Source organism: Pseudomonas sp. FP453 (genome assembly GCF_030687495.1).
GTDB lineage: Bacteria > Pseudomonadota > Gammaproteobacteria > Pseudomonadales > Pseudomonadaceae > Aquipseudomonas.
This window is the reverse complement of the sequence record NZ_CP117435.1, coordinates 4,661,632-4,685,035: the sequence shown is the minus strand read 5'-3', so window position 1 is coordinate 4,685,035 and position 23,404 is coordinate 4,661,632. Positions and strand designations below refer to the sequence as shown.

Below are 23,404 nucleotides of genomic sequence, written 5' to 3'. Positions count from 1 at the left end.
CGGTGGTGACAAAGGCACCACTTCAACAAAAGCTAAGGTCAGGAGGAGGAATCAACCGGCGACTGTGGACGAGATGAAGCGTCTAAATATAAGCCTAGTGCTACACGGTCCGACGGTTGTGCATCTCCACCCTACACGGTATCCCTGATAATTCGGGTGCTGCCGCGCGCAGAATCCGCAGCGGGTTGGCATTTACCGTGTTTTCCAATGGGGAGAACACGCTCATGGCTAAACAAGACTGGGTGAGGGCGACTGCGCTCTCACTCAGCTCTTAACAGGCGTTGTTTCCGAAGCATTCGCCATGGTCTGGCTCAAGACTGACTGCACTTTGTGAACTGGCCGTAAATATCGGCGCAAAACGCGAGTATTCACTCTGCTTTCTGCACTCGCTTCAGGCCTCATGTCACCTGCGCTCGTTACAATCCTGAGCTTTCCAAGGTGGCGAAAGCCCCGTAGGACGGCCTCGCGTCCTGATGAATTGCGATGGTCAGGGCCGGCTGTGTGCCGCATGTCCTCTGGCCAGGCCGCTTTTGGCGGCGTTCGCGACTATAGCAGCAATGATTAAGTGCTTCAATTCCATAAAAAATTGTTATCATCGCCGGCATGACGACTACCGCCCCCCAGACCCCCAGCGTCCAGCTGCTTGAGGTCTCGCCGGAATATGCCGGCCAACGCATCGACAATTTTCTCCTGGCCAGGCTCAAAGGCGTGCCCAAGACCTTGATTTACCGCATCTTGCGTAAAGGTGAAGTGCGGGTGAACAAGGGCCGGATCAAGCCCGAGTACAAGTTGCAGGCGGGCGATATCGTCCGTGTGCCGCCGGTGCGCGTGCCCGAGCGTGACGAGCCTGTGCCCTTGGCCCAGGGCTTGTTGCAGCGCCTGGAAGCCTCGATTGTCTACGAAGACAACAAGCTGATCGTGATCAACAAGCCCTGCGGTATTGCAGTGCACGGTGGCAGCGGCCTGACGTTCGGCGTGATCGAAGCCTTCCGTCAGTTGCGTCCGGATGCCAAGGAGCTGGAGCTGGTTCATCGCCTGGACCGTGACACGTCCGGCCTGCTGATGATCGCCAAGAAGCGCAGCATGTTGCGCCACCTGCACACCGCCCTGCGTGGCGACGGCGTGGACAAACGCTACATGGCGCTGGTGCGTGGCAACTGGGCCAGCTCGATCAAGAGCGTGCGGGCGCCGTTGCAGAAGAGCAACCTGCGCTCCGGCGAACGCATGGTCGAAGTGGACGAGGAGGGCAAAGAAGCCCTGACCCTGTTCAAGGTGCTGCGCCGCTTCGGTGACTTCGCCACGATGGTCGAGGCCAAGCCGGTGACCGGTCGTACTCACCAGATCCGTGTGCACACGCTGCATGCCGGGCATTGCATTGCCGGTGACACCAAGTATGGCGACGAGGATTTCTCCAGGGAGATCCGCGACCTCGGCGGCAAGCGCCTGTTCCTGCACGCCTACATGCTCACTGTGCCGCTGCCCGATGGTGGCGAATTGAAGTTGCAGGCCCCGGTCGATGAGATGTGGGCCAAGACCGTGGAGCGTTTGAGTGTCGCACCTTGACTACAAGCTGCTGATTTTTGATTGGGACGGCACCCTGGCCGATTCGATTGGCCGGATCGTCGAGTCGATGCACGCCGCGTCGACCCGTTCGGGTTACGCGCTGTGCACGGATCACGCGGTCAAGGGCATCATCGGCCTGGGTCTGCCCGAAGCGATCCGCACCTTGTATCCCGAGATCAGCGACGCTGAGCTGATCGCCTTTCGCGAGCACTACGCCGATCACTACATTGCGCTGGAGGCCGAACCTTCGCCGCTGTTTGAGGGCGTGGTGCAGTCCCTGGCCGCGTTCCGTGCCGAGGGCTATCACCTGGCTGTTGCCACCGGCAAGGCCCGTCGCGGCCTGGACCGTGTGCTCAAGGCCCACGGTTGGGAAGATTATTTCGACATCACCCGTGCTGCCGATGAGACCGCGAGCAAACCGCACCCGTTGATGCTGGAGCAGATCCTGGCCCATTGCGGCGTATCGCCGCGCCAGGCGCTGATGGTGGGTGATGCCTCCTTCGACCTGATGATGGCGCGCAATGCTGGCATGGACAGTGTCGCGGTCAGCTATGGTGCCCAGGCCGCCGAAGTCTTGCAGCAATACGAGCCGCGGCTGACGATCGATCATTTTTCCGAATTGCAGGCCTGGCTCGGCCGGGCTCAATAAGTCTTTGCTGGGGTTAATGGCATGAGTGATGAGTGGAAAGCGCCCGAAAAGGCCCAGAGTGGTGACGACAAGAGCTGGAAGCTGCTGGAGAAAACCCTCCTGGCCAGCGTCCAGGAGCAGCGTCGTTCGCGGCGTTGGGGGATTTTCTTCAAGCTGCTGACCTTCACTTACCTGCTCGGCATGCTGGTGTTGTTCAGCCCGCTGGTGGACATGGAGAAGAGCGCCACCCGTGGCAGTCATTACACGGCCTTGATCGAAGTGCGTGGTGTGATTGCCGACAAGGAGTCCGCCAGTGCCGACAATATTGTCGGCAGCCTGCGCGCTGCGTTTGAAGACCCCAAGGTCAAGGGCGTGATCCTGCGGATCAACAGCCCTGGCGGCAGTCCGGTGCAGTCGGGTTATGTGTATGACGAGATTCGCCGTCTGCGCGCCCTGCACCCGGATACCAAGCTGTACGCAGTGATTTCCGACCTGGGTGCCTCCGGCGCCTATTACATCGCCAGTGCCGCCGACCAGATCTATGCCGACAAGGCCAGCCTGGTGGGCTCCATTGGTGTGACGGCGGCCGGCTACGGCTTTGTCGGCACCATGGAGAAGCTGGGGGTGGAGCGTCGCACCTACAACTCGGGTGAGCACAAATCGTTCCTTGACCCTTTCCAGCCGCAGAAGGCGGATGAAACCCAGTTCTGGCAGGGCGTGCTCGACACCACCCATCGCCAGTTCATCGCCAGTGTGAAGCAGGGGCGTGGTGATCGGCTGAAGGACAAGGATCATCCAGAGCTGTTTTCCGGGTTGGTCTGGTCGGGTGAGCAGGCGTTGCCGCTGGGCTTGATCGATGGCCTGGGCAGTGCCAGTTCGGTGGCGCGGGATGTGATCGGCGAGAAAGAGCTGGTGGACTTCACCGTGCAGGAATCGCCGTTTGACCGGTTCTCCAAGAAGCTGGGGGCCAGCGTGGCGGAGAAACTGGCGCTGTATATGGGCTTCCAGGGCCCGACCCTGCGCTGAGCTTCTGATCTGATGTAGATCTAAATGTGGGAGCGGGCTTGCCCGCGATAGCGGTGGGTCAGTCAATATAAGTGTTGGCTGGCCCGCCCTCATCGCGGGCAAGCCCGCTCCCACATTGGGTTTTGTGGTGTATTTAAGGGATCTGTACGCCTTCGGCCAGCAGCATGTCTACCAAGCGAATCAGTGGCAGCCCGATCAGGCTGGTGGCATCCGGCCCTTCGGTACTCTGGAACAGGCTCACCCCCAGTCCTTCGGCCTTGAAGCTGCCCGCACAGTCATACGGCTGCTCGATCCGCAGGTAACGCTCGATCCTCTCAACGTCCAGTACACGCATCTGCACCGTAAACGGCACGCAGTCCACCTGGCAGTGCCCCGTCTCGCTGTTGAGTAGTGCCAGGCCGGTCAGGAAGCTCACGCGCTTGCCGCTGGCGGCCAGCAGCTGTTCGCGGGCGTTCTCGAAGGTGTGCGGCTTGCCGATGATCCGTCCGTCGAGTGCGGCCACCTGGTCGGAGCCAATGATCAAATGCCCCGGATGAGTGGCGGCAAGGGCGCGGGCCTTTTCTTCGGCGAGGCGTTTGACCAGTTCGATGGCGGACTCATTGGCGCGATGGCTTTCGTCAATATCCGGCGAGCTGCAGATGAACGGCAGGTGCAGGCGGCCGAGCAATTCCCGGCGATAAACCGAGCTGGAAGCGAGTAATAAAGGCAGCATGGGCGTCTCCTCAAGGCAGTCGCGGATTCTAGCGAGGAGTCCAGGTGACGGACAGGGCTGAATTTCCTTTGACATGGCTGGGTGCATCCCTATAATGCTGCGCCTATGTTGAATGACCCGATTCCACCTCACGTTGACCCGCGCAAATTGGCAGATCGTGGCACTTCCCTTCAAGGTGAATTGCTGCTGGCCGATTTGGAGAGACTCTGCGACCCGCTTTCCGACACTGTCGGTACGGTGCAGGCGAAATTCGTTTTTGAACGAGATGAACGTAAATCTGTGGTAATTCACAGCTTTATCGACACCGAGGTCAAAATGGTTTGCCAGCGTTGTCTTGAGCTGGTCACCCTGCCGATTCACAGCGAATGCAGTTACGCTGTGGTGAAGGAGGGTGCGAATACCCAGTCGTTACCGAAAGGTTATGACGTGCTGGAACTGGGCGAAGATCCATTGGATCTGCATGCACTGATCGAGGAGGAGCTCTTGCTCGCCTTGCCCATTGTGCCTGCTCATCATCCGGAAGAATGCCAGCAGCCGGAGGGGCTCGATGACGAGCCCGAACCGAGCGAGGACGAGGTAACGCGGTCCAACCCGTTCAGTGTATTGGCGCAGTTAAAGCGTGACCCAAACGTTTAGGAGTTAATCAATTATGGCTGTTCAGCAGAACAAAAAATCCCGCTCTGCCCGTGACATGCGTCGTTCGCACGACGCCCTGACGGCGAGCACTCTGTCTGTAGAAAAAACCACCGGTGAAATTCACCTGCGTCACCACGTATCGCCAGAAGGCGTATACCGTGGCCGTAAAGTGATCGACAAGGGCGCTGACGAGTAATCACTTGTCTGCTCTAGTCATCGCGATAGACGCAATGGGCGGGGACTTCGGTCCCCGCAGCATTGTTCAGGCCTGCATTGCCAGCCTGTCTGCAACGCCCTCGCTGCACCTGACCCTCGTCGGTCAACCCTCCTTACTTGAAGACCTGATTGCCAGCCATCCGGCGGTGGATCGCGCGCGCCTGACGATTACGCCAGCCAGTGAAACCATCACCATGGATGAAAAACCGGCGGCTGCCCTGCGTGGCAAGCCTGACTCTTCAATGCGCGTGGCTTTGGAGTTGCTGCGTGATGGCAAGGTGCAAGCCTGCGTCAGCGCCGGCAACACCGGCGCGCTGATGGCGTTGTCGCGTTATGTGCTCAAGACGTTGCCGGGCATTGACCGGCCGGCGATGGTCGCAGCGATTCCGACGCAGAAAGGCTATTGCCAGCTGCTGGACTTGGGGGCGAACGTCGATTGCAGTGCCGAGCATCTGTTCCAGTTCGCGGTGATGGGCTCGGTGGCCGCTGAAGCATTGGGCGTGGCCCGGCCGCGTGTCGCGTTGCTGAATATCGGCACCGAAGACATCAAGGGCAACCAGCAGGTCAAGCTCGCCGCCACGTTGTTGCAGGGCGCGCGCGGCTTGAATTACATCGGCTTTGTCGAGGGCGACGGTTTGTACCGTGGCGAAGCGGATGTGGTGGTGTGTGACGGGTTTGTCGGCAATATCCTGCTTAAATCCAGCGAAGGCCTGGCGACGATGATCGCCACGCGCATTGAAGCGCTGTTCAAGCAGAACGTCGCGTCACGCCTGGTGGGCGCTCTGGCGCTGCCATTGATGCGCCGCTTGCAGGCTGACCTGGCGCCGGCACGGCATAACGGTGCGAGCTTTCTCGGCTTGCAGGGGATCGTGGTGAAAAGCCACGGCTCGGCCGGTGTGGAAGGCTTTCAAAGTGCGATTGCGCGGGCCGTGATCGAGATCCAGGAAAACCTGCCGCAACGCTTGCACGGCCGTCTCGGGGACCTGTTGCCTTAGGCGAATCGGCCCGGAAATGCTTAAATGTGACCGGCCAGTTCAATTGACCATCCAATTTGTCAGTTTCGTGCGCTCCCACCGTAGGCGCGTTCATTTTTGACGACCAGATCATTAGGGGCTTGTTACATGTCTACATCCCTCGCATTCGTCTTTCCAGGGCAGGGTTCGCAGTCCCTCGGCATGTTGGCCGAGCTGGGCGCGCAATACCCGCTGATCCTGGATACCTTCAAGGAAGCTTCCGACGCCCTGGGTTACGACCTGTGGGCGCTGACCCAGCAAGGGCCGGAAGAGCAACTCAATCAAACCGATAAAACCCAGCCGGCCATCCTGACTGCTTCGATCGCCCTGTGGCGCTTGTGGCTGGCAGAGGGCGGCGCGCGTCCGGCATTTGTTGCCGGTCACAGCCTGGGCGAATACAGCGCCCTGGTGGCGGCGGGCAGCCTGACCCTCACGGAAGCGGTCAAGCTGGTCGAGCGTCGTGGCCAATTGATGCAAGACGCCGTTCCGGCCGGGCAGGGCGGCATGGCCGCGATCCTGGGCCTGGACGATGCTGTGGTGATCGAAGCCTGCGCCGAAGCGGCCCAGGGCGAAGTGGTCAGCGCGGTGAACTTCAACTCACCTGGCCAGGTCGTGATCGCCGGTGCCAAGGCCGCCGTTGAGCGCGCCATCGAAGGCTGCAAGGCCCGTGGCGCCAAGCGTGCGTTGCCGTTGCCGGTGAGCGTGCCGTCGCACTGCGAACTGATGCGTCCGGCCGCCGAGCGTTTTGCCGAGTCCATCGCCGCCATCAACTGGCAGGCGCCGCAGATCCCGCTGGTGCAGAACGTCAGCGCGGCCGTGGCCGCTGATCTCGACACCCTCAAGCGTGACCTGCTGGAGCAGCTCTACAAGCCAGTGCGCTGGGTAGAGTCGGTGCAGACCCTGGCTGCCAATGGCGCCACCGAGCTGGTCGAATGCGGCCCGGGCAAAGTCCTGGCCGGCCTGAACAAGCGCTGCGCCGACGGCGTGTCGACCACCAACCTCAATACCCCGGATGCCTTCGCTGCCGCTCGTGCAGCACTGGCCTGAGCCTTTATTTACGAACTTGGGAGAAGCCTGCATGAGTCTGCAAGGTAAAGTTGCACTGGTTACCGGCGCCAGCCGTGGCATTGGCCAGGCAATCGCTCTGGAACTGGGCCGTCAGGGCGCCGTTGTGATCGGCACCGCCACTTCCGCTTCGGGCGCCGAGCGTATCGCCGCGACCCTGAAGGAAAACGGCGTGCAAGGCACCGGCCTTGAGCTGAACGTGACCAGCGATGAATCCGTGGCGGCTGTATTGGCCCAGATCACTGCACAGTTCGGCGCGCCGGCTATTCTGGTGAACAACGCCGGTATCACGCGCGACAACCTGATGATGCGCATGAAAGACGACGAGTGGTACGACGTGGTCGATACCAACCCTGAACAGTCTGTTTCGCCTGTCCAAGGGCGTTCTGCGCGGCATGACCAAGGCGCGTTGGGGCCGAATTATCAATATTGGCTCCGTAGTGGGTGCCATGGGCAACGCAGGCCAAGTAAACTACGCGTCCGCCAAGGCCGCGGTCTGGAAGGTTTCAGCCGCGCATTGGCACGTGAAGTCGGTTCGCGGTCGATTACGGTCAACTCGGTGGCCCCTGGGTTCATCGACACCGATATGACCCGCGAACTGCCGGAAGCACAGCGTGAAGCCTTGCTGACGCAGATTCCGCTGGGCCGTCTGGGCCAGGCTCAAGAGATCGCGAATGTGGTGTCTTTCCTGGCATCCGACGGTGCGGCATACGTGACTGGGGCTACAATCCCGGTGAACGGCGGGATGTACATGAGTTAAATTGTGACGGATCGCTTCAAAAAAATGTCATACGAGCTGTCTAAAATCCGTTATAAAGCTGCAACTTAATTTAGAGGCGGGTGGCCGAACGGGTAGGTGGTGAAGCTTTCAGTTGAAAAGCTGAAAAGGCTTTCTATACACTTACCCACTGGCCAGCTGCCTGAATTTGTCCATTAGGAGTTAAACAAGGTATGAGCACCATCGAAGAGCGCGTCAAGAAAATCGTTGCCGAGCAACTGGGCGTTAAAGAAGAAGAAGTGGTCAACACTGCTTCCTTCGTAGAAGACCTGGGTGCCGATTCCCTTGACACCGTTGAGCTGGTGATGGCTCTGGAAGAGGAATTCGAGACCGAAATCCCGGACGAAGAAGCTGAAAAAATCACTACTGTTCAAGCTGCTATCGACTACGTTACCAGCCATCAGGCGTAATAGTTTTTAGTCGTCGCTTGCTGTTGGGAAAAACCGCACTGCTGTTACAGCGTGCGGTTTTTTCTTTAGCTCGGGCGAAAAGTGGTTTTGAAGCGAAGTGTCGTCATTAGAAAAAGGAGAGTGCTGTGTCGCGTAGACGCGTCGTAGTCACCGGTATGGGTATGTTGTCGCCACTGGGTACGGATGTGCCGAGCAGTTGGCAGGGCATTCTGGCTGGCCGCAGTGGTATTGGTCTGATTGAACACACGGACCTTTCTGCCTATTCCACCCGTTTTGGCGGCTCGGTAAAGGGCTTCAATGTCGAGGAATATCTCTCGGTCAAAGAGTCCCGCAAGCTCGACCTGTTCATTCAGTACGGCCTGGCAGCCGGTTTTCAGGCAGTGCGTAACGCCGGCCTGGAAGTCACCGACGCCAACCGTGACCGCATTGGCGTGGCCATGGGCTCGGGTATTGGTGGTCTGACCAATATCGAAGAAACCAGCCGCATCCTGCACGATACTGGCCCCCGTCGAATTTCACCGTTCTTCGTGCCGGGCTCGATCATCAATATGATTTCCGGTTTCCTGTCCATCCACCTGGGTGCACAGGGGCCTAACTACGCGATTGCCACGGCGTGTACCACGGGTACGCATTGCATCGGCATGGCGGCGCGCAACATCGCCTATGACGAAGCAGACGTGATGATTGCCGGTGGCGCTGAAATGGCTGCCTGCGGCCTTGGCATGGGCGGCTTCGGCGCGTCCCGTGCGCTGTCCACCCGCAACGACGAGCCAACCCGTGCCAGCCGTCCGTGGGACAAGGGCCGTGACGGCTTCGTGCTGTCCGACGGCGCCGGTGCCCTGGTGCTGGAAGAGTTGGAACACGCCAAGGCGCGTGGTGCCACCATCTACGCCGAACTGATCGGCTTTGGCATGAGCGGCGACGCCTACCACATGACCTCGCCACCGTCCGACGGTGCCGGTGCTGCACGTTGCATCACCAACGCCTTGCGCGATGCGAAGATCAATGCGGACCAGGTGCAGTACATCAACGCCCACGGCACCTCGACCCCGACGGGCGACCTGGCGGAAGCCGAAGCCATCAAGTCGGTGTTCGGCGAGCACGCCTGCAAGCTGGCGGTCAGTTCCACCAAGTCCATGACCGGTCACCTGTTGGGCGCCGCGGGCGCGGTCGAAGCGATCTTCAGCGTGATGGCCATCAAGGACCAGGTCGCTCCGCCGACCATCAACCTGGATGAGCCGGACGAAGGTTGCGACCTGAACTTCGTGCCGCACGAAGCGCAGCCGATGCCGATCGACGTGACGATTTCCAACTCGTTCGGCTTTGGTGGCACCAACGGCTCCCTGGTGTTCCGCCGGTTCGCCGAGTGATGGACAGCTGGGTCGACGGTCAGCCAGCGGCCAATGTGCCCCTGAAAGATCGCGGCCTGGCCTATGGCGATGGGCTGTTCGAGACCATCGCCGTCAAGGCCGGGCAGCCGGTGCTGCTCGACCGTCACCTGCAACGTCTCGATGACGGCTGCAGGCGCCTCGCTTTGGTTGCGGATCACGGGTTGATCCGCAGCGAAGTGCTGGCCTATGCCGCCGCCCTTGGCGATGGCGTGCTCAAGTTGATCCTCACCCGCGGCGACAGCCTGCGCGGTTATGGCATCAACCCCGGCGCCCCGGTGCGCCGTATCTTGCAGGGCAGTGCGCCTGCAACCTATCCCCCCGCCCATGGACTCGACGGCATTCGCCTGTTTCCGTGTGCCACCCGTTTGGCCGAGCAACCCTTGCTGGCCGGTCTCAAGCACCTCAATCGCCTGGAACAAGTGATCGCTCGCAGCGAATGGCAGGATACCGAGCACGCCGAAGGCTTGATGCTGGATGTGTCCGGGCGCGTCATCGAAGGTGTGTTCAGCAACCTGTTCCTCGTGTGCAACGGCTTGTTACTAACCGCTGATCTGACGCGTTGCGGGGTTGCCGGCGTCATGCGCGCCGAGATCCTGGCCCAGGCGCAAACCCTGGGCGTCCCGGTGGCCGTGGCCGATATCAGCCTTGAGCAGTTGCAACAGGCCGATGAAGTGTTTGTCTGCAACAGCGTTTATGGCATTTGGCCGGTGCGCGGCTGCGCTGCGATGAGCTGGTCGGTTGGGCCGCTCACCCGTAAACTGCAGGGCATTGTTCGCGCGCTATTGGATATTTGAGTTGATACGAAAACTGGTTGTACTGCTGCTGGTCGGTGTGTTCTCGGCGGCGTTGCTGTTGGGCTATGGCGCCTGGAAATACGACGCTGCCCTCAAGCAGCCCCTGAACCTGACCCAGGAGCAATTGCTCGACGTACCGGCCGGGGCGACGCCCACCGGCACCTTCAATCGCCTGGAAGCCGACGGTGTGCTCGACGGCGCGTTCTGGCTGCGCCTGTACTGGCGCTTCAACCTTGATGGCCAGCCCCTGCACAGCGGCGAATACCGCATGACCCCCGGCATGACGGCGCAGGGCTTGATCGGTCTGTGGCAGCGTGGCGAAGTGGTGCAATACAGCCTCACGTTGGTGGAAGGCTGGAATTTCCGCCAGGTGCGCTCGGCCCTGGCCAAGCATGAAAAGATCGTACAAACCCTGTCGGGCCTGACCGACAGCGAAGTCATGGAAGAACTCGGCCACCCTGGCGTGTTCCCTGAAGGGCGATTCTTCCCCGACACCTACCGCTTCGTACGCGGCATGACCGACGTCGAGTTCCTGAAAAAAGCCTACAACCGCCTGGACGATGTCCTCGCCCAGGAATGGAGCAAACGCGCGCCTGATGCGCCCTACACCGAGCCCTATCAAGCGCTGATCATGGCGTCGCTGGTCGAGAAAGAAACCGGCGTGCCGGAAGAGCGTGGCCAGATCGCAGGCGTGTTTGTGCGGCGCCTGAAGATCGGCATGCTGCTGCAGACTGACCCGACGGTGATCTACGGCCTGGGCGAGCGCTACAACGGCAAGTTGACCCGCGCCCACCTCAAGGAAGCCAACCCCTACAACACCTACATGATTGCCGGCCTGCCGCCGACGCCGATCGCCATGGTCGGCCGCGAGGCGATCCATGCCGCGCTGAACCCGGTGCCGGGCAGCAGCCTGTATTTTGTCGCCCGTGGCGATGGCAGCCATATTTTCTCCGATGACCTGGATGCCCATAATGCCGCCGTGCGTGAGTTCCAACTCAAGCGCCGCGCCGATTACCGCTCCAGCCCGGCGCCCGTGGTAAAACCAGCGGAGGATGCAACACCTCCGGCCGACACGCCCGCCGAGCCGCAAAGCCCGCAATGACTCTGACTAAGGACTGCCTGTGACTGGCTTGTTTATTACCCTGGAAGGCCCCGAAGGCGCCGGCAAGAGCACCAACCGCGATTACCTGGCCGAGCGTTTGCGCGCCGATGGCATCGAGGTGGTGCTGACCCGTGAGCCCGGCGGTACGCCGCTGGCCGAGCGCATCCGCGACGTGCTGCTGGCCCCAGGTGACGAGCCAATGAACCCGGACACCGAGCTGCTGCTGGTGTTCGCCGCCCGCGCCCAGCACCTGGCCGAAGTGATCCGCCCGGCGCTGGCACGCGGTGCGGTGGTGATTTGCGACCGTTTCACCGATTCCACCTATGCCTACCAGGGCGGCGGCCGGGGGTTGTCCCTGGAGCGCATCGCCACGCTGGAAACCTTCGTGCAGGGCGATCTGCGTCCCGACCTGACCCTGGTGTTCGACCTGCCGGTGGAAGTCGGCCTGGCCCGCGCCAGCGCCCGGGGTCGCCTGGACCGCTTCGAGCTGGAAGGCCGCGCCTTCTTCGATGCAGTGCGCAGCGCATTCCTCGCCCGCGCCAAGGCCGAGCCTGCGCGTTATTACCTGTTGGATGCCGCCCAGCCGCTGACCCAGGTGCAACAGGCCATCGATGCCTTGCTGCCGACCCTGCTGGAGCGCGCCCGTGGCTGAAGCCTACCCGTGGCAGGACAGCCTCTGGCAGCAATTGGCCGGCCGTGCCCAGCATGCCCACGCCTATCTGTTGCACGGGCCGATCGGCATCGGCAAGCGCGCGCTCGCCGAACGCCTGATGGCCAGCCTGTTGTGCCAGCGTCCGGTCAACCTGGAAGCCTGTGGCGCGTGCAAATCCTGCCTGCTGCTCAAGGCCGGCAGCCACCCGGACAATTACCTGCTGGAACCCGAGGAAGCCGACAAGGCGATCAAGGTTGACCAGGTCCGCGATCTCGTCAGCTTCGTGGTGCAGACCGCGCAGATGGGCGGGCGTAAAGTGGTGCTGATCGAGCCGGTTGAGGCGATGAACATCAACGCCGCCAACGCCTTGCTCAAGAGTCTTGAAGAACCTTCGGGCGATACGGTGTTGTTGCTGGTGAGTCACCAGTCCAGCCGTCTGCTGCCGACGATCCGCAGCCGTTGTGTACAGCAGGCGTGTCCGTTGCCAAGCGAGGCCATGAGCCTTGAGTGGCTGGCGCAGGCGTTGCCGGAATGCAGTGCAGACGAGCGCGGCGAATTGCTCACCCTGGCCGCTGGTTCGCCGCTGGCCGCAGTGAAATTGCAGGCCCAAGGCGTGCGTGAACAACGCGCGCTGGTGGTGGATGGCGTGAAGAAACTGCTCAAGCAGGAACTGTCCGCCACCCAGTTGGCCGAAACGGCCTGGAAGGATATTCCGCTGTTGCTGCTGTTCGACTGGTTCTGCGACTGGTCGAGCCTGATCCTGCGCTATCAGTTGACTCAAGATGAAAACGGCCTGGGCCTGCCGGACATGCGCAAAGTCGTGCAATACCTCGCGCAGAAAAGCGCCCAGGACAAGGTGCTGAATATTCAGGACTGGATTCTGGCCCAGCGCCAGAAGGTGCTCGGCAAGGCCAACCTCAACCGCGTGCTGTTGCTCGAAGCGCTGCTGGTGCAGTGGGTGGGCCTGCTCGGCCGCCGTTAATTTCCGTGGCCGACGGGTGTATCGTCGGCCAGACACTCTCTGTGATTTAAGTCGTAACTACCTATGCTCGTAGATTCCCATTGCCACCTCGACCGCCTCGACCTTGCCCAGCACGGCGGCTCCCTTGACGCCGCCCTTGAAGCGGCGCGCCAGCGCGGGGTAGGGCACTTCCTGTGTATCGGCGTCAGCGCCGACAACGCCGCCGACGTCAAAGCCCTGGCCGAGCGTTATGCCGATGTGGATTGCTCGGTGGGCATCCACCCGCTGGACCTCAAGCCCGGCGAAGCCCCGGCCCTCGACTGGTTGCTGGGTGAACTCAACCACCCGCGCGTCGTGGCGATTGGCGAAACCGGCCTGGACTACCACTACGAGCCCGAAGCCGCCGAGTTGCAGCAGGCCTCGTTCCGCCTGCACCTGCAAGCTGCGCAGCAGACCGGCAAACCGGTGATCGTCCACACCCGTGGCGCTCGCGCCGACACCCTGGCCCTGCTGCGCGAAGCCGCGCTGCCCCAGGCGGGCGTGCTGCATTGCTTCACCGAAGACTGGGACATGGCCAAGGCGGCCCTGGACCTGGGGTTCTACATTTCCCTGTCGGGGATTGTCACCTTCCGCAACGCCGACGCCTTGCGTGACGTGGCGCGCCAGGTGCCGGCCGACCGCCTGCTGGTGGAAACCGACTCGCCGTACCTGGCGCCCATCCCCCATCGCGGCAAGCCGAACCTGCCGGAATACGTGCGGGATGTGGCGGATTACCTGGCGATGCTGCGCGGTGAATCCGTTGAGCGCTTTGCCGAACAGACGACCGCGAACTTCAAGCGCCTGTTCCCGCTGGCCCACGTCAAATCGTAGGCAAAAAAAACCCGGGTTCTGGGGGGTGAATCCGGGCTAAGACCATTAGGAGTAAAACAGGGCACACAGTCCGTCGGTACCCAGGGTCAGCGCGTCACTTGGGGGAGATGCCGCGCCGACAGTTCAAGTATTGATCAGTATCTGATTCAGTCCAGTCGCGACTGGTCGTTTTTTAAACAGATTTGGAATACGCGCGCTTCGCTTGAGTTCTCATTAAGCGGGTGCACAAGTGCCTTTGTTACGTATGATTTCTGACTGCAAGGGATGAAATCGTTGGCGCGCTGAAACTTAAGTGTGCGGCGGGTTCACATAGGCGTTGCCCAACGACCGTTCAGTCGGGATAATCCCTCGCACCGGGTAAATCGTATCGCCACGTGTTCGTGGCCCTGCGCAACCCTCCCCACAGTCACCTTTGCAGACCTCTTTCTCATGCACAAAGAACCCCGTAAGGTCCGTGAGTTTCGCCGCCGTGAGCAGGAAATTCTCGACACCGCGCTCAAGTTGTTTCTCGAACAAGGTGAAGACAGTGTCACCGTCGAGATGATCGCGGATGCCGTGGGTATCGGCAAAGGCACGATCTACAAGCACTTCAAGTCCAAGGCCGAGATCTACCTGCGCCTGATGCTCGACTACGAGCGCGACTTGAATGAGCTGCTGCATTCGGCTGATGTGGACAAGGACAAGGAAGCCCTGTCCCGCGCCTACTTCGAATTCCGCATGCGCGATCCCCAGCGCTACCGCCTGTTCGACCGCCTGGAAGAGAAGGTGGTCAAGGGCCATCAGGTGCCGGAAATGGTCGAGGAGCTGCACAAGATCCGTGCCTCGAACTTCGAACGCCTGACCCTGCTGATCAAGGGCCGCATCAGCGAAGGCAAGCTGGAAGACGTGCCGCCGTATTTCCACTACTGTGCCGCCTGGGCGTTGGTGCACGGCGCAGTGGCGCTGTACCACTCGCCATTCTGGAGCAATGTGCTGGAAGATCAGGAAGGTTTCTTCCAGTTCCTGATGGATATCGGCGTGCGCATGGGCAACAAGCGCAAGCACAGCAGCGAACTGCCACCGGCTGAACCGCCGGTTGCGTAAGGATTTACTGCCAGACGCAGTACCCCAGGAATATACTCAGGCAAGGACTCTTGCTAAAAGCTGATTTATCAGTCAGCTTTTAGCGCGCCCGAATCATCCTCTGCCGGAGTGATCCATGATCGTTGATCGTCAAGGCAGGCGTTTTCGCAATTTGCGGATCAGCCTGACCTCAGCCTGCAATTATGCGTGTACCTACTGCGTGCCCAACGGCAAGCGGCTGGTGGCTGCTCAGGACGAACTCTCGGCCGAGGCCATGGCGCGGGGCGTCGAATACCTGATCGAAGCGGCGGGCATCGACCGCCTGCGTATCACCGGTGGTGAGCCGCTGGTCAGCCCCAAGCTGGAAGCCTTCATGGGCGCGGTGGGGCAAATGGGCCTCAGTGACATCAGCCTGACCACCAACGGCCAGTTGCTGGCGCGCAAACTGCCGCTGCTGGTGGATGCTGGCATCCAGCGCATCAACGTCTCCCTCGACACCCTGGACGCCGACGCCTTCCGCAGCATTGCCCGTGGCGGCGACCTCGCCACTGTGCTCGATGGCATGGACCAGGCCCGCGCTGCCGGGATCAAGATCAAGGTCAACATGGTGCCGTTGCGCGGCCAGAACCTGGACCAGGTGATGCCGTTGCTCGACTACTGCCTGGAACGTGGCTACGAGCTGCGTTTTATCGAATTGATGCGCATGGGCCACCTGGCCAAGGATTCCAATGCGTTTTTGCAGCAGTTCGTCAGCTTGCAGCAATTGCTCAGCCTGATTGGCGAGCGCCACGAATACCTGCAAGCCAATGCCCCGGTGGACGCCACCGCCGTGCGTTATGAAATCCCCGGCAAAGGCTATTTCGGCGTGATCGCCAATGAAAGCGTGCCGTTCTGCCGGACATGCTCGCGCCTGCGCCTGTCGTCTACCGGCTGGCTGCATGGCTGCCTGTCATCGAGCAACCGCCACTACGTCGGCGACCTGCTGGACAAGCCGCGCCACCAGGCATTGCCGGCGCTGCAAGGGCTGCTGATGAAAGCCCTGGGCGACAAGCAGGAAGTGGCGTTTTCGGGCGGTGCGACGATCATGAAGATCATCGGCGGCTGACCCCGCGTTCAATTCCCCTGTACGTACGGGCTTGTGTGGGAGCTGGCTTGCCTGCGATAGCATCCACTCGATGTCACTGTAAGACCGAGGTGCCTGCATCGCGGGCAAGCCCGCTCCCACATTTGATTGGTGTCGTCTGTGAATGGCGCGGATTCTGCATCTCACGCCCATTCGCCGGTTTTCCGTCACCGGCCTCTGGAGGATTAGGATGCGTAGTCTGGTTTTGTTGCTGGCGTCATTGACGCTGAGTGGTTGCATGACCGTCAGCGATATGGCCGAAGGCACCCGCTATCAGATGAGCGATGCCGGCTTGCTGGACCACAGCGATACCCGTCGTACCAACTCGATCCGCGTGCAACCGGACTCCTTTATCTTTATCGCCCAGGGCGCCTTCGTGCCGCCCGGCAGCGCCTATCCGCGCCCGAACGTGGTGGCCGAAGAAGCCTTCAACGGCTTCATCGAGTATTTCCCCATGGTGCGCCGCGCCCGCCAGCCGGAAGGCCTGGAGCAGGCAATGGCTGAAGCCCGTGCCGCCGGCGCGCATTACCTGCTGTACTGCCGTTTCGCCAAGGCGGATGACCGCATCGGCAACGCCGACGAGTGGGCCGACCAGGAAGCCCTCGACCGCGTCGGCCTCGACAGCGGTGTGATCCAGGTCATGCTGATCGAGACCAGCACCCAGTATTTGATTGATACTGTGCGTATTCGCAGCCGTGGCGGTTTACTGACGTTCCACGACAACAAGCCAGAAGACCTGATCGCCCGCCCCCTGGCCAAATACGCCCGTGGCCTGCTGGGCATGAGCGATCAGTAAGACACAGGAGATGCCCATGACCGATTCCGCCAAGGCCAACGATCTGTTGGCCCAACTGCCCAAGGGCAAGGGGCCGGCGCCGGTACACCTGTGGAACCCGGCGTTCTGCGGGCATATCGACATGCGTATCGCCCGCGATGGCACCTGGTTCTACCAGGGCACGCCGATCGGGCGTAAGCCGATGGTCAAGCTGTTCTCCAACATCATCCGCCGCGATGGCGATGATTACTTCCTGATCACCCCCGTGGAAAAAGTCGGCATCAGCGTCGAAGATGCGCCGTTCGTCGCACTGACCCTGGCGGTCGAAGGGCAGGGCGAAAGCCAGGTGCTGCGCTTTACCACCAATGTCGACGAGACGGTCGACGCTGGCCTGGAGCATCCGCTGCGTGTGGTCATCGACCCACTCACCGAAGAGCCGTCACCTTATTTGCGGGTACGCACCAACCTCGAAGCCCTCGTGCATCGCAACGTGTTCTACCAACTGGTGGAGCTGGCGGTAAGCCGTCCGATCAACGGTCAGAACTGGCTGGGCGTCTGGAGTGGCGGGGAGTTCTTCCCCATTGGCCTGGAACCCTGAGGCCGGTTTTTTCATTTCCCTGAAATAATTCGCTTGCTGCCAACGGCGGCTTTCGGTTATCAATTTGTACATGATTAGACATGTCCGATTTGATAAGAAAAAACGCGTCGTCGACGAACTGATCCGCCGTATCGAAGGTGGGGTGATGGTCGATGGCTTTCTGTTGCCCGGTGAGCATCAACTGGCCGAAGAGTTTGCGGTCAGTCGCGGCACCCTGCGTGAAGCCCTCGCCGAGCTCAAACGCCGCAACTACATCGCTACCCAGAGCGGCGTCGGCTCCATCGTCACCTTTGACGGCATGGTGCTCGACCAACGCAGTGGCTGGGCCCAGGCTTTGGCCGACACCGGCGCGCGGGTCAACACCGATATCCTGCGCCTCGAAGCCGTGACCCGGCCGGACCTGCTCAGCCGTTTCGGCAGCGACCAATTCATTGCCCTCGACCGCCTGCGCTACACCACCGATGGCACCGCCGTGTCCCTGGAGCGCTCGCTGATGCCGGCGTCCGGCGGCCTGGAAAGCCTGCCCACCGTCGGCCTGATCGAAAACTCCCTGACCATCACCCTGGCGGCCTACGGCTATGTAGGCGCCGAAGGTGACCAGTGGATCGGCGCCGAGCCCCTCAATGCTGAAGATGCCGAATTGCTCGGCCGTCCAGCCGGCAGCGTGTTTCTCAAGGCCTCGCGCACCACCTACGACCGTCGCGAGCGCTTTATGGAACATGTCGAAAGTCTGCTCGACCCGCTGCACTTCCGCCTGCACCTGCAATTTGGGAATTCGAAATGACCCCGCACAACCGCGCCCTCGGCGCCTTCTACGGCTTGGCGTTGGGCGACGCCCTGGGCATGCCCACCCAGTCGTTGAGCCGCGAGCAAGTACGCGCCCGCTTCGGTGCCATCACCGCGCTGGAAGCTGCCGGCGCCGACCAACCCATCGCGCCAGACATGCCCGCCGGTTCCATCACCGATGACACCGAGCAGGCGATCCTGGTGGGCGAGTTGCTGGTGGCAGGCCAAGGCCGCATCGAACCCACCGTGCTCGCCCAGCGCCTGATCGACTGGGAAGCAGTGATGCGCGCCAAGGGCTCCCAGGATTTGCTCGGCCCCTCGACCAAACGCGCGATCGACATGATCCTCGCCGGCCACACGCCGGAAGAGTCCGGCCGTTATGGCACCACCAACGGCGCGGCGATGCGTATCACGCCCGTCGGGATTGCCGCCGATGTCAGCGACCCCGCGCACTTTATCCAGGCCGTGATCCAGGCGTGCCAGGTCACCCACAACACCAGCCTGGGCATTTCCAGCGCCGCCGCCGTGGCGGCCGTGGTCTCGGCCGGCATCAACGGCGTGGACCTGGGCGAAGCGCTGAACATCGGCACCCAGATCGCCCAGCAGGCCGAGCACCATGGCCACTGGATCGCCGGCGGGCGCATCTCCACCCGCATCAGCTGGGCGCGCACCTTGAGTGTCGGCAGTGGTGATAAAGCGTTGTTTGCCGATTTGCTCTACGAGTTGATCGGCACTTCGGTCGCGTCCCAGGAATCGGTGGTGGTGTCGTTTGCCCTGGCCCAGCAAGTGGCGGTGGGCGAGATGGATGCCTTCGAAGCCCTGTGTTTGGCCGCCAGCCTTGGCGGCGACACCGACACCATCGCCGCGATTCTCGGCGCCATGCTGGGTGCCTGCCTGGGCATGCAGTGCTGGCCGCAGGAGATGGTGGAGCAGGTCAAGCGGGTGAATGGTTTGGACTTGCAGCCGCTGGTCGAAGGGTTACTCGCAATTCGATAAGCACCACCGATCAAAATGTGGGAGCTGGCTTGTGTGGGAGCTGGCTTGCCTGCGATGCAGACACCTCGGTCTGTCAGTAGAACTGCAGTGATGCAATCGCAGGCAAGCCAGCTCCCACATTGGACCGAGTTGAATAGAACATCTGCCACAACCACAACAATATCGGCACCCGGAGTATCCCTTCATGAGCAACACCTCTTCCGGCCAAAGCGCCGGGCAATTGGAAACACGCGGCATCGAGCCGGTCCCGGAAGGCGAGTGCAACGGCCATCCGCTGCAACTGTTCTGGGTCTGGTTCGCGGCCAATATCAGCATCCTCGGCTTGCCATTGGGCGCGACGCTGGTGGCGTTTCGTGGCCTGGCCATCTGGCAGGCGATCATCGTTGCGATCCTCGGCGCGGCCGGTTCGTTCGCCGTGGTGGGCATCATCTCCATCGCCGGCCGACGGGGCCGCGCGCCGAGCCTGACGCTGTCCCGGGCGATCTTCGGCGTGCGCGGCAATATCGGCCCGACGCTGGTCTCGCTGATGTCGCGCCTGGGCTGGGAAACCGTCAACACCACCACCGCCGCCTTCGTGCTGCTGTCGTTGTGTTCAATCCTGTTCGGCTCGCCGGTCGCGGCAAAAAGCGCACCCCTGCTGACCCTGCTGTTCATCGCCATCTTTGTGCTGTTGACCCTGGCAGTGTCCGGCCTGGGCCATGCCACCTTGCTGGTGATCCAGAAGTGGGCGACCTACGTGTTCGGCGCGCTGAACGTTCTGGTGGGCGGCTTCCTCTGCGCCACCATCGACTGGAGCGCCGTGTTCAACGCAACCCCGGCGCCGCTCAGCGCGATGATCATCGGCGTCGGCACCATGGCGGCCGGCACCGGGATTGGCTGGGCCAACGCCGGCGCCGACATGTCGCGTTACCAACACCGCAGCGTCAAGGCCGTGCGCCTGGTGGCGTCGGCGGCGTTTGGCGCGGGTATTCCGCTGGTGTTGCTGATCACCCTCGGGGGCCTGCTGTCGGTGGGCAACAATGACCTGGCCTCGGCCACCGACCCGATCATCGCGATCCGCGACATGCTGCCGACCTGGATGGCCGTGCCGTACCTGATCACGGCGTTCGGCGGGTTGCTGCTGTCCAACAACCTCTCGGTGTACTCGGCGGGTCTTACCACCTTGACCCTCGGCTTGAAGGTCAAGCGCGTGCACGCGGTGATCGTCGATATCGTCGCGATCTTTGCTGGCTCCATCTACTTCATGCTGATTGCCGACAGCTTCTACGGCCCGTTCATCACCTTCATCTCGCTGTTGGCGGTGCCGATTACCGCGTGGGTCGGGATCTTCGTGGTCGATCTGATCCACCGTCACTACTACAGCCCCAAGGACTTGCTGGACGTCAGCCCGACCAGCGCCTACTGGTATCGCGGCGGCGTGGAATGGCGTGCGTTCGGCGCGTGGGCGGTGGCGATTGTGCTGGGTTTCAGCTTCACCACCATCGGCACCACCGCCGAAAATATCTGGTTTGCCGGGCCGCTGTCCGACTCCTGGCTGGGTCACAACGGCCTGGGCTGGATCGTGACCTTCCTGGTGGCCGGTGGGATTTATGCGGTATTGGGCGGCGCGGCTGATCGTCGCCCGGCGTTAGTTGAGAGCCACCATGTCTAGATTGCTGCACACCGGCCAGGTCATCGTCGACCTGGTCATGGCCCTGGATTCCCTGCCTGTCAGCGGCGGCGATGTGCTGGCGCGGTCTGCCAGCTTTGAAGCCGGCGGCGGTTTCAACGTGATGGCCGCCGCCAAGCGCAACGGCTTGCCGGTGGTGTACCTCGGGCGCCATGGCACCGGGCGTTTCGGCGACCTGGCGCGCGCGGCGATGCAGGCCGAAGGGGTGGAGATGGCCCTGGCGGCCAGCACCGATAAAGACACCGGCTTATGTGTGTCGCTGACCGAGGCGAGCACCGAGCGCACGTTCATTTCCCATCTCGGCGCCGAGGGCGAGTTGAGCGCCGAGGATTTGGCCGGCGTGCTGCCGCGTGCGGACGATTATGTCTACGTCAGCGGCTACAGCCTGTTGCTGGACGGCAAGGCGCAGGCGTTGCTCGATTGGCTGCTGGCGCTGCCGCGTGACATCTGCGTGGTGTTCGACCCGGGCCCGCTGGTCAGGGCGGCGGATTCGCCGCTGATGGTCGCGTTGTTGCCGCGCATCGACATCTGGACCAGCAATGGCCCGGAAGCCTTGGCCTTTACCGACGCGGGTACGTTGGCGCAAGCATTGGGCGAGCTGCAACGCCATCTGCCGGAGGGCGCTTTGCGCGTGGTACGGGATGGACCGAATGGGTGCTGGGTGAATGCCGAGCATGTGCCGGGCTTCAAGGTGAAAGCCGTGGACAGCAATGGCGCAGGGGATGCTCATGCGGGCGTGTTTATCGCTGGGTTGGCGAGTGGTTTGACACCCGCCCAAGCGGCACGTCGAGCGAATGCGGCGGCGGCATTGGCCGTGACACGCTGGGGCCCGGCCACGTCCCCCGGCACTGCCGAAGTGGACGCGCTACTGGCTGGATAAACCCAATCAAAACTGTGGGAGCGGGCTTGCCCGCGATAGCGGTGTATCAGCCACATCATCCTTGGCTGACAGGACGCCATCGCGGGCAAGCCCGCTCCCACACAAGCCAGTCACAGGCTGGTTTATTCTGCCGGCTGTTTAGGCGCCCCCGGAATGTTCGAGTCATCACCTTTATTGACCTTCGGCTCATTCACCGCCGGCCCCATCTTGCCATTACCTACAGCAGCGGGCGCCTGGCGCTGGGTGTCCTGGCCTTTGGTGTGCGGATCGGCACTGTTGCTGTTGTCGACGGCGCCGCCGTTGATCTCCATGCCGGTGCCCATGGATTTCTGGGTCTCGCTGGTGGACGGATTGGTCGGGCCGGTGGACGACGTGGCCGCAACACCACTCAGGGAAACCGCAGACAGCAGGCCGGTGAGGGCGAGGGCAGCAAACTGGGAATGCTTCATGGGGGTGTCTCCTTAGGATGATTGTCCTTACCCTCTATTGGTCCACCCCCATTGGCTGTTGGTGCCTGGCTGGCGACGAACGGCGCCAGAGCAGCCGCACCACGGTGATCAACCAGTTGCACAACGCCACCGCCACGACCGTCATCAGCAACGTCGCCAGCCCGTATTCGACGATGATCCGCCCTGCCAGCAACGGGAACCCGAACACCCCGACAAAGTACCCAAGACTGAACAGCAACAGCGCCTGGGGCGTGGTGCCCGCCGGCGCTTCATTGGCCACCAAGCCGTTGATCACCGAGTACGTCAGGCCGTAACCCACGCCCAAGGTGACCGCCGCCAACAGGTAGCTGAAGGGGCCCGACACGGTGAAGGCAAACATCAGCACCGACAGCAGCATCAGCCCCGACAACACACACGCCGCCGCGTAGGCATCCCGCTTGACCACCCACCCGGCGATCAGCAAGCGGCTGGTGATCGCCGCGCTGAGGAAGCCGGCAAAGAACAGCGAATAGTCCAACCCGTGCGCCGCCGCATAGCTGGTCTGGAACGAGGACAACCCACCAAACACACAACCGCCCAGGCCGACCATGATGATTGCGAATGCCGCTTTGGAGGACAGTACCTGGCGCGTGGCGGCCCAGGAGATTTTCGCCACCGCCGCTTCTCTCGTGAGATGCCGGCTCAGGCGCCAAAACACCAGCACGCCAATCAGGCTGGCCAGTGCGGCGATGTAGAACGCCGTGGCCAGCGGCAGCCCCAACGCGCTCGCCGCCCGCCCCAACAATGGCCCGGCACCGATGCCGCTCATCATGCTGCCCGACAGCAACGCGAAGTACTTGGCCCGTTGCTCGGGTGCGACCAGCATCGCGACGATGATCGGCCCCAACGTATAGAACACCCCCCAACCCAGGCCCAAGGCCAGGCCAAACACCCGCAAGCCCTGGCCAAACCCGGGCATCAGCGCAAAACCCAGGCAAGCCAGCACCAACAGCAAGCCCATCCCGGCAATCGTGCGGGCCGCGCCCCAGGCATCGGACAAGTGCCCGGAGATCATCACCGCCACAAAGGTGCTGAGCATCGCCGTGGAAATCACACTGCCGGCATCGTGCTCGTCACCGCCGCGTGTATGAATCAGCAGCGACAGCAAAAAGGTCGAGCCGTAGGACAGCGACAGCAAAAAACTGGCAAGGCAAAACAGGGCGAACAGCTTGGTGCTCACCGGCGATGAGGCATGCATGGGAAGGCCTGG

Annotated in this window: 25 protein-coding genes and 1 pseudogene; 23 read left to right on the top strand and 3 right to left on the bottom strand. The window is 61.9% G+C overall.

Translation table 11 applies throughout. From position 1 onward, the window contains the following. Nucleotides 1-603 precede the first annotated feature (603 nt). The 3 genes from rluC to PSH87_RS21205 are packed head-to-tail and all read left to right on the top strand — an operon-like array spanning nt 604 to nt 3,217. Nucleotides 604-1,563, top strand: coding sequence for a 23S rRNA pseudouridine(955/2504/2580) synthase RluC (gene rluC / locus PSH87_RS21215; protein ID WP_017737764.1), 960 nt, complete (start codon nt 604-606; stop codon nt 1,561-1,563). Continuing rightward, a complete protein-coding gene (locus PSH87_RS21210; protein ID WP_305430985.1) occupies nt 1,550-2,212 on the top strand; it encodes an HAD-IA family hydrolase in 663 nt (220 codons plus the stop codon). The genes rluC and PSH87_RS21210 overlap by 14 nt, the downstream gene beginning before the upstream one ends. A gap of 21 nt (nt 2,213-2,233) precedes the next feature. Further along, on the top strand, nt 2,234-3,217 hold the full coding sequence (locus PSH87_RS21205) for a S49 family peptidase (protein ID WP_305430984.1): 984 nt from the start codon (nt 2,234-2,236) through the stop codon (nt 3,215-3,217). Between the two features lie 133 nt (nt 3,218-3,350). Here the strand turns inward: PSH87_RS21205 and PSH87_RS21200 are convergent, their stop codons facing one another. Beyond that, a complete protein-coding gene (locus PSH87_RS21200) occupies nt 3,351-3,929 on the bottom strand; it encodes a nucleoside triphosphate pyrophosphatase (protein ID WP_305430983.1) in 579 nt (192 codons plus the stop codon). Between the two features lie 105 nt (nt 3,930-4,034). Here PSH87_RS21200 and PSH87_RS21195 point away from each other — a divergent pair, with 105 nt between their 5' ends. The 20 genes and pseudogenes from PSH87_RS21195 to PSH87_RS21100 all read left to right on the top strand — a co-directional run bounded on the left by PSH87_RS21195 (nt 4,035) and on the right by PSH87_RS21100 (nt 21,706). Continuing rightward, complete coding sequence (locus PSH87_RS21195; protein ID WP_017737760.1) at nt 4,035-4,565, top strand: YceD family protein; 531 nt, start codon at nt 4,035-4,037, stop codon at nt 4,563-4,565. Nucleotides 4,566-4,578: 13 nt separating this feature from the next. Then, complete coding sequence (gene rpmF / locus PSH87_RS21190; RefSeq protein ID WP_008152339.1) at nt 4,579-4,761, top strand: 50S ribosomal protein L32; 183 nt, start codon at nt 4,579-4,581, stop codon at nt 4,759-4,761. 4 nt (nt 4,762-4,765) lie between these two features. Next, complete coding sequence (plsX, locus tag PSH87_RS21185) at nt 4,766-5,776, top strand: phosphate acyltransferase PlsX (RefSeq protein WP_026136916.1); 1,011 nt, start codon at nt 4,766-4,768, stop codon at nt 5,774-5,776. A gap of 126 nt (nt 5,777-5,902) precedes the next feature. Next, complete coding sequence (gene fabD / locus PSH87_RS21180; protein WP_305430982.1) at nt 5,903-6,841, top strand: ACP S-malonyltransferase; 939 nt, start codon at nt 5,903-5,905, stop codon at nt 6,839-6,841. Between the two features lie 31 nt (nt 6,842-6,872). Beyond that, nucleotides 6,873-7,619 (top strand): annotated as a pseudogene (fabG, locus tag PSH87_RS21175) (3-oxoacyl-ACP reductase FabG). Between the two features lie 191 nt (nt 7,620-7,810). Further along, nucleotides 7,811-8,047, top strand: a complete 237-nt coding sequence (gene acpP, locus PSH87_RS21170) for an acyl carrier protein (protein ID WP_003175607.1) — start codon at nt 7,811-7,813, stop codon at nt 8,045-8,047. Nucleotides 8,048-8,172: 125 nt separating this feature from the next. Continuing rightward, nucleotides 8,173-9,417 (top strand): beta-ketoacyl-ACP synthase II, encoded by a 1,245-nt coding sequence (gene fabF / locus PSH87_RS21165; protein WP_305430981.1) that lies wholly within the window; start codon nt 8,173-8,175, stop codon nt 9,415-9,417. Continuing rightward, nucleotides 9,417-10,232: an aminodeoxychorismate lyase gene (pabC, locus tag PSH87_RS21160; protein ID WP_017737755.1), complete on the top strand. Its 816-nt coding sequence runs from the start codon at nt 9,417-9,419 to the stop codon at nt 10,230-10,232. The genes fabF and pabC overlap by 1 nt, the downstream gene beginning before the upstream one ends. 1 nt (nt 10,233) lies before the next feature. Then, nucleotides 10,234-11,334 (top strand): endolytic transglycosylase MltG, encoded by a 1,101-nt coding sequence (gene mltG, locus PSH87_RS21155; protein ID WP_305430980.1) that lies wholly within the window; start codon nt 10,234-10,236, stop codon nt 11,332-11,334. A 19-nt stretch (nt 11,335-11,353) separates the two neighbouring features. After that, on the top strand, nt 11,354-11,986 hold the full coding sequence (gene tmk, locus PSH87_RS21150) for a dTMP kinase (protein ID WP_017737753.1): 633 nt from the start codon (nt 11,354-11,356) through the stop codon (nt 11,984-11,986). After that, entirely contained in the window at nt 11,979-12,968 is a 990-nt protein-coding gene (locus PSH87_RS21145; protein ID WP_017737752.1) for a DNA polymerase III subunit delta', read from the top strand. Before tmk ends, PSH87_RS21145 begins: the two co-directional genes overlap by 8 nt. 63 nt (nt 12,969-13,031) lie before the next feature. After that, nucleotides 13,032-13,817, top strand: coding sequence for a TatD family hydrolase (locus tag PSH87_RS21140; protein ID WP_257782295.1), 786 nt, complete (start codon nt 13,032-13,034; stop codon nt 13,815-13,817). A 429-nt stretch (nt 13,818-14,246) separates the two neighbouring features. Next, nucleotides 14,247-14,900, top strand: a complete 654-nt coding sequence (locus tag PSH87_RS21135) for a TetR/AcrR family transcriptional regulator (protein WP_017737750.1) — start codon at nt 14,247-14,249, stop codon at nt 14,898-14,900. Between the two features lie 115 nt (nt 14,901-15,015). Further along, nucleotides 15,016-15,984 carry a GTP 3',8-cyclase MoaA gene (locus PSH87_RS21130; protein ID WP_305430978.1) on the top strand — a complete coding sequence of 323 codons (969 nt, stop codon included), beginning with the start codon at nt 15,016-15,018 and terminating at the stop codon, nt 15,982-15,984. Between the two features lie 208 nt (nt 15,985-16,192). Further along, a complete protein-coding gene (locus PSH87_RS21125; protein WP_017737748.1) occupies nt 16,193-16,798 on the top strand; it encodes a DUF4823 domain-containing protein in 606 nt (201 codons plus the stop codon). A gap of 16 nt (nt 16,799-16,814) precedes the next feature. Continuing rightward, on the top strand, nt 16,815-17,375 hold the full coding sequence (locus PSH87_RS21120) for a DUF1285 domain-containing protein (RefSeq protein WP_305430976.1): 561 nt from the start codon (nt 16,815-16,817) through the stop codon (nt 17,373-17,375). Between the two features lie 70 nt (nt 17,376-17,445). Continuing rightward, on the top strand, nt 17,446-18,159 hold the full coding sequence (locus PSH87_RS21115; protein ID WP_026136913.1) for a GntR family transcriptional regulator: 714 nt from the start codon (nt 17,446-17,448) through the stop codon (nt 18,157-18,159). Continuing rightward, nucleotides 18,156-19,157 (top strand): ADP-ribosylglycohydrolase family protein, encoded by a 1,002-nt coding sequence (locus PSH87_RS21110; protein ID WP_305430974.1) that lies wholly within the window; start codon nt 18,156-18,158, stop codon nt 19,155-19,157. The genes PSH87_RS21115 and PSH87_RS21110 overlap by 4 nt, the downstream gene beginning before the upstream one ends. 184 nt (nt 19,158-19,341) lie before the next feature. Then, the gene (locus PSH87_RS21105) at nt 19,342-20,808 is read left to right on the top strand and encodes a cytosine permease (RefSeq protein WP_305430973.1); all 1,467 of its coding nucleotides are present in this window, start codon (nt 19,342-19,344) and stop codon (nt 20,806-20,808) included. Beyond that, nucleotides 20,801-21,706 (top strand): PfkB family carbohydrate kinase, encoded by a 906-nt coding sequence (locus PSH87_RS21100; RefSeq protein ID WP_305430972.1) that lies wholly within the window; start codon nt 20,801-20,803, stop codon nt 21,704-21,706. The genes PSH87_RS21105 and PSH87_RS21100 overlap by 8 nt, the downstream gene beginning before the upstream one ends. A 122-nt stretch (nt 21,707-21,828) precedes the next feature. On the opposite strand, the gene PSH87_RS21095 is transcribed toward PSH87_RS21100, so the two are convergent. Both PSH87_RS21095 and PSH87_RS21090 read right to left on the bottom strand, forming a co-directional pair. Next, the gene (locus PSH87_RS21095) at nt 21,829-22,155 is read right to left on the bottom strand and encodes a hypothetical protein (RefSeq protein WP_017739263.1); all 327 of its coding nucleotides are present in this window, start codon (nt 22,153-22,155) and stop codon (nt 21,829-21,831) included. Nucleotides 22,156-22,189: 34 nt separating this feature from the next. After that, nucleotides 22,190-23,392 carry an MFS transporter gene (locus PSH87_RS21090; RefSeq protein WP_305430969.1) on the bottom strand — a complete coding sequence of 401 codons (1,203 nt, stop codon included), beginning with the start codon at nt 23,390-23,392 and terminating at the stop codon, nt 22,190-22,192. Nucleotides 23,393-23,404: the final 12 nt, after the last annotated feature.

Coding starts and splice junctions, on each gene's coding strand:
- PSH87_RS21140 (WP_257782295.1), top strand. CDS start 13,032: ATGCTCGTAGATTCCCATTGCCACCTCGACCGCCTCGACCTTGCCCAG.
- pabC (WP_017737755.1), top strand. CDS start 9,417: ATGGACAGCTGGGTCGACGGTCAGCCAGCGGCCAATGTGCCCCTGAAA.
- rluC (WP_017737764.1), top strand. CDS start 604: ATGACGACTACCGCCCCCCAGACCCCCAGCGTCCAGCTGCTTGAGGTC.
- PSH87_RS21120 (WP_305430976.1), top strand. CDS start 16,815: ATGACCGATTCCGCCAAGGCCAACGATCTGTTGGCCCAACTGCCCAAG.
- PSH87_RS21205 (WP_305430984.1), top strand. CDS start 2,234: ATGAGTGATGAGTGGAAAGCGCCCGAAAAGGCCCAGAGTGGTGACGAC.
- rpmF (WP_008152339.1), top strand. CDS start 4,579: ATGGCTGTTCAGCAGAACAAAAAATCCCGCTCTGCCCGTGACATGCGT.
- PSH87_RS21125 (WP_017737748.1), top strand. CDS start 16,193: ATGCGTAGTCTGGTTTTGTTGCTGGCGTCATTGACGCTGAGTGGTTGC.
- PSH87_RS21095 (WP_017739263.1), bottom strand. CDS start 22,155: ATGAAGCATTCCCAGTTTGCTGCCCTCGCCCTCACCGGCCTGCTGTCT.
- PSH87_RS21200 (WP_305430983.1), bottom strand. CDS start 3,929: ATGCTGCCTTTATTACTCGCTTCCAGCTCGGTTTATCGCCGGGAATTG.
- PSH87_RS21135 (WP_017737750.1), top strand. CDS start 14,247: ATGCACAAAGAACCCCGTAAGGTCCGTGAGTTTCGCCGCCGTGAGCAG.
- PSH87_RS21100 (WP_305430972.1), top strand. CDS start 20,801: ATGTCTAGATTGCTGCACACCGGCCAGGTCATCGTCGACCTGGTCATG.
- PSH87_RS21110 (WP_305430974.1), top strand. CDS start 18,156: ATGACCCCGCACAACCGCGCCCTCGGCGCCTTCTACGGCTTGGCGTTG.
- PSH87_RS21130 (WP_305430978.1), top strand. CDS start 15,016: ATGATCGTTGATCGTCAAGGCAGGCGTTTTCGCAATTTGCGGATCAGC.
- acpP (WP_003175607.1), top strand. CDS start 7,811: ATGAGCACCATCGAAGAGCGCGTCAAGAAAATCGTTGCCGAGCAACTG.
- PSH87_RS21105 (WP_305430973.1), top strand. CDS start 19,342: ATGAGCAACACCTCTTCCGGCCAAAGCGCCGGGCAATTGGAAACACGC.
- PSH87_RS21090 (WP_305430969.1), bottom strand. CDS start 23,392: ATGCATGCCTCATCGCCGGTGAGCACCAAGCTGTTCGCCCTGTTTTGC.
- PSH87_RS21115 (WP_026136913.1), top strand. CDS start 17,446: ATGATTAGACATGTCCGATTTGATAAGAAAAAACGCGTCGTCGACGAA.
- fabD (WP_305430982.1), top strand. CDS start 5,903: ATGTCTACATCCCTCGCATTCGTCTTTCCAGGGCAGGGTTCGCAGTCC.
- PSH87_RS21195 (WP_017737760.1), top strand. CDS start 4,035: ATGTTGAATGACCCGATTCCACCTCACGTTGACCCGCGCAAATTGGCA.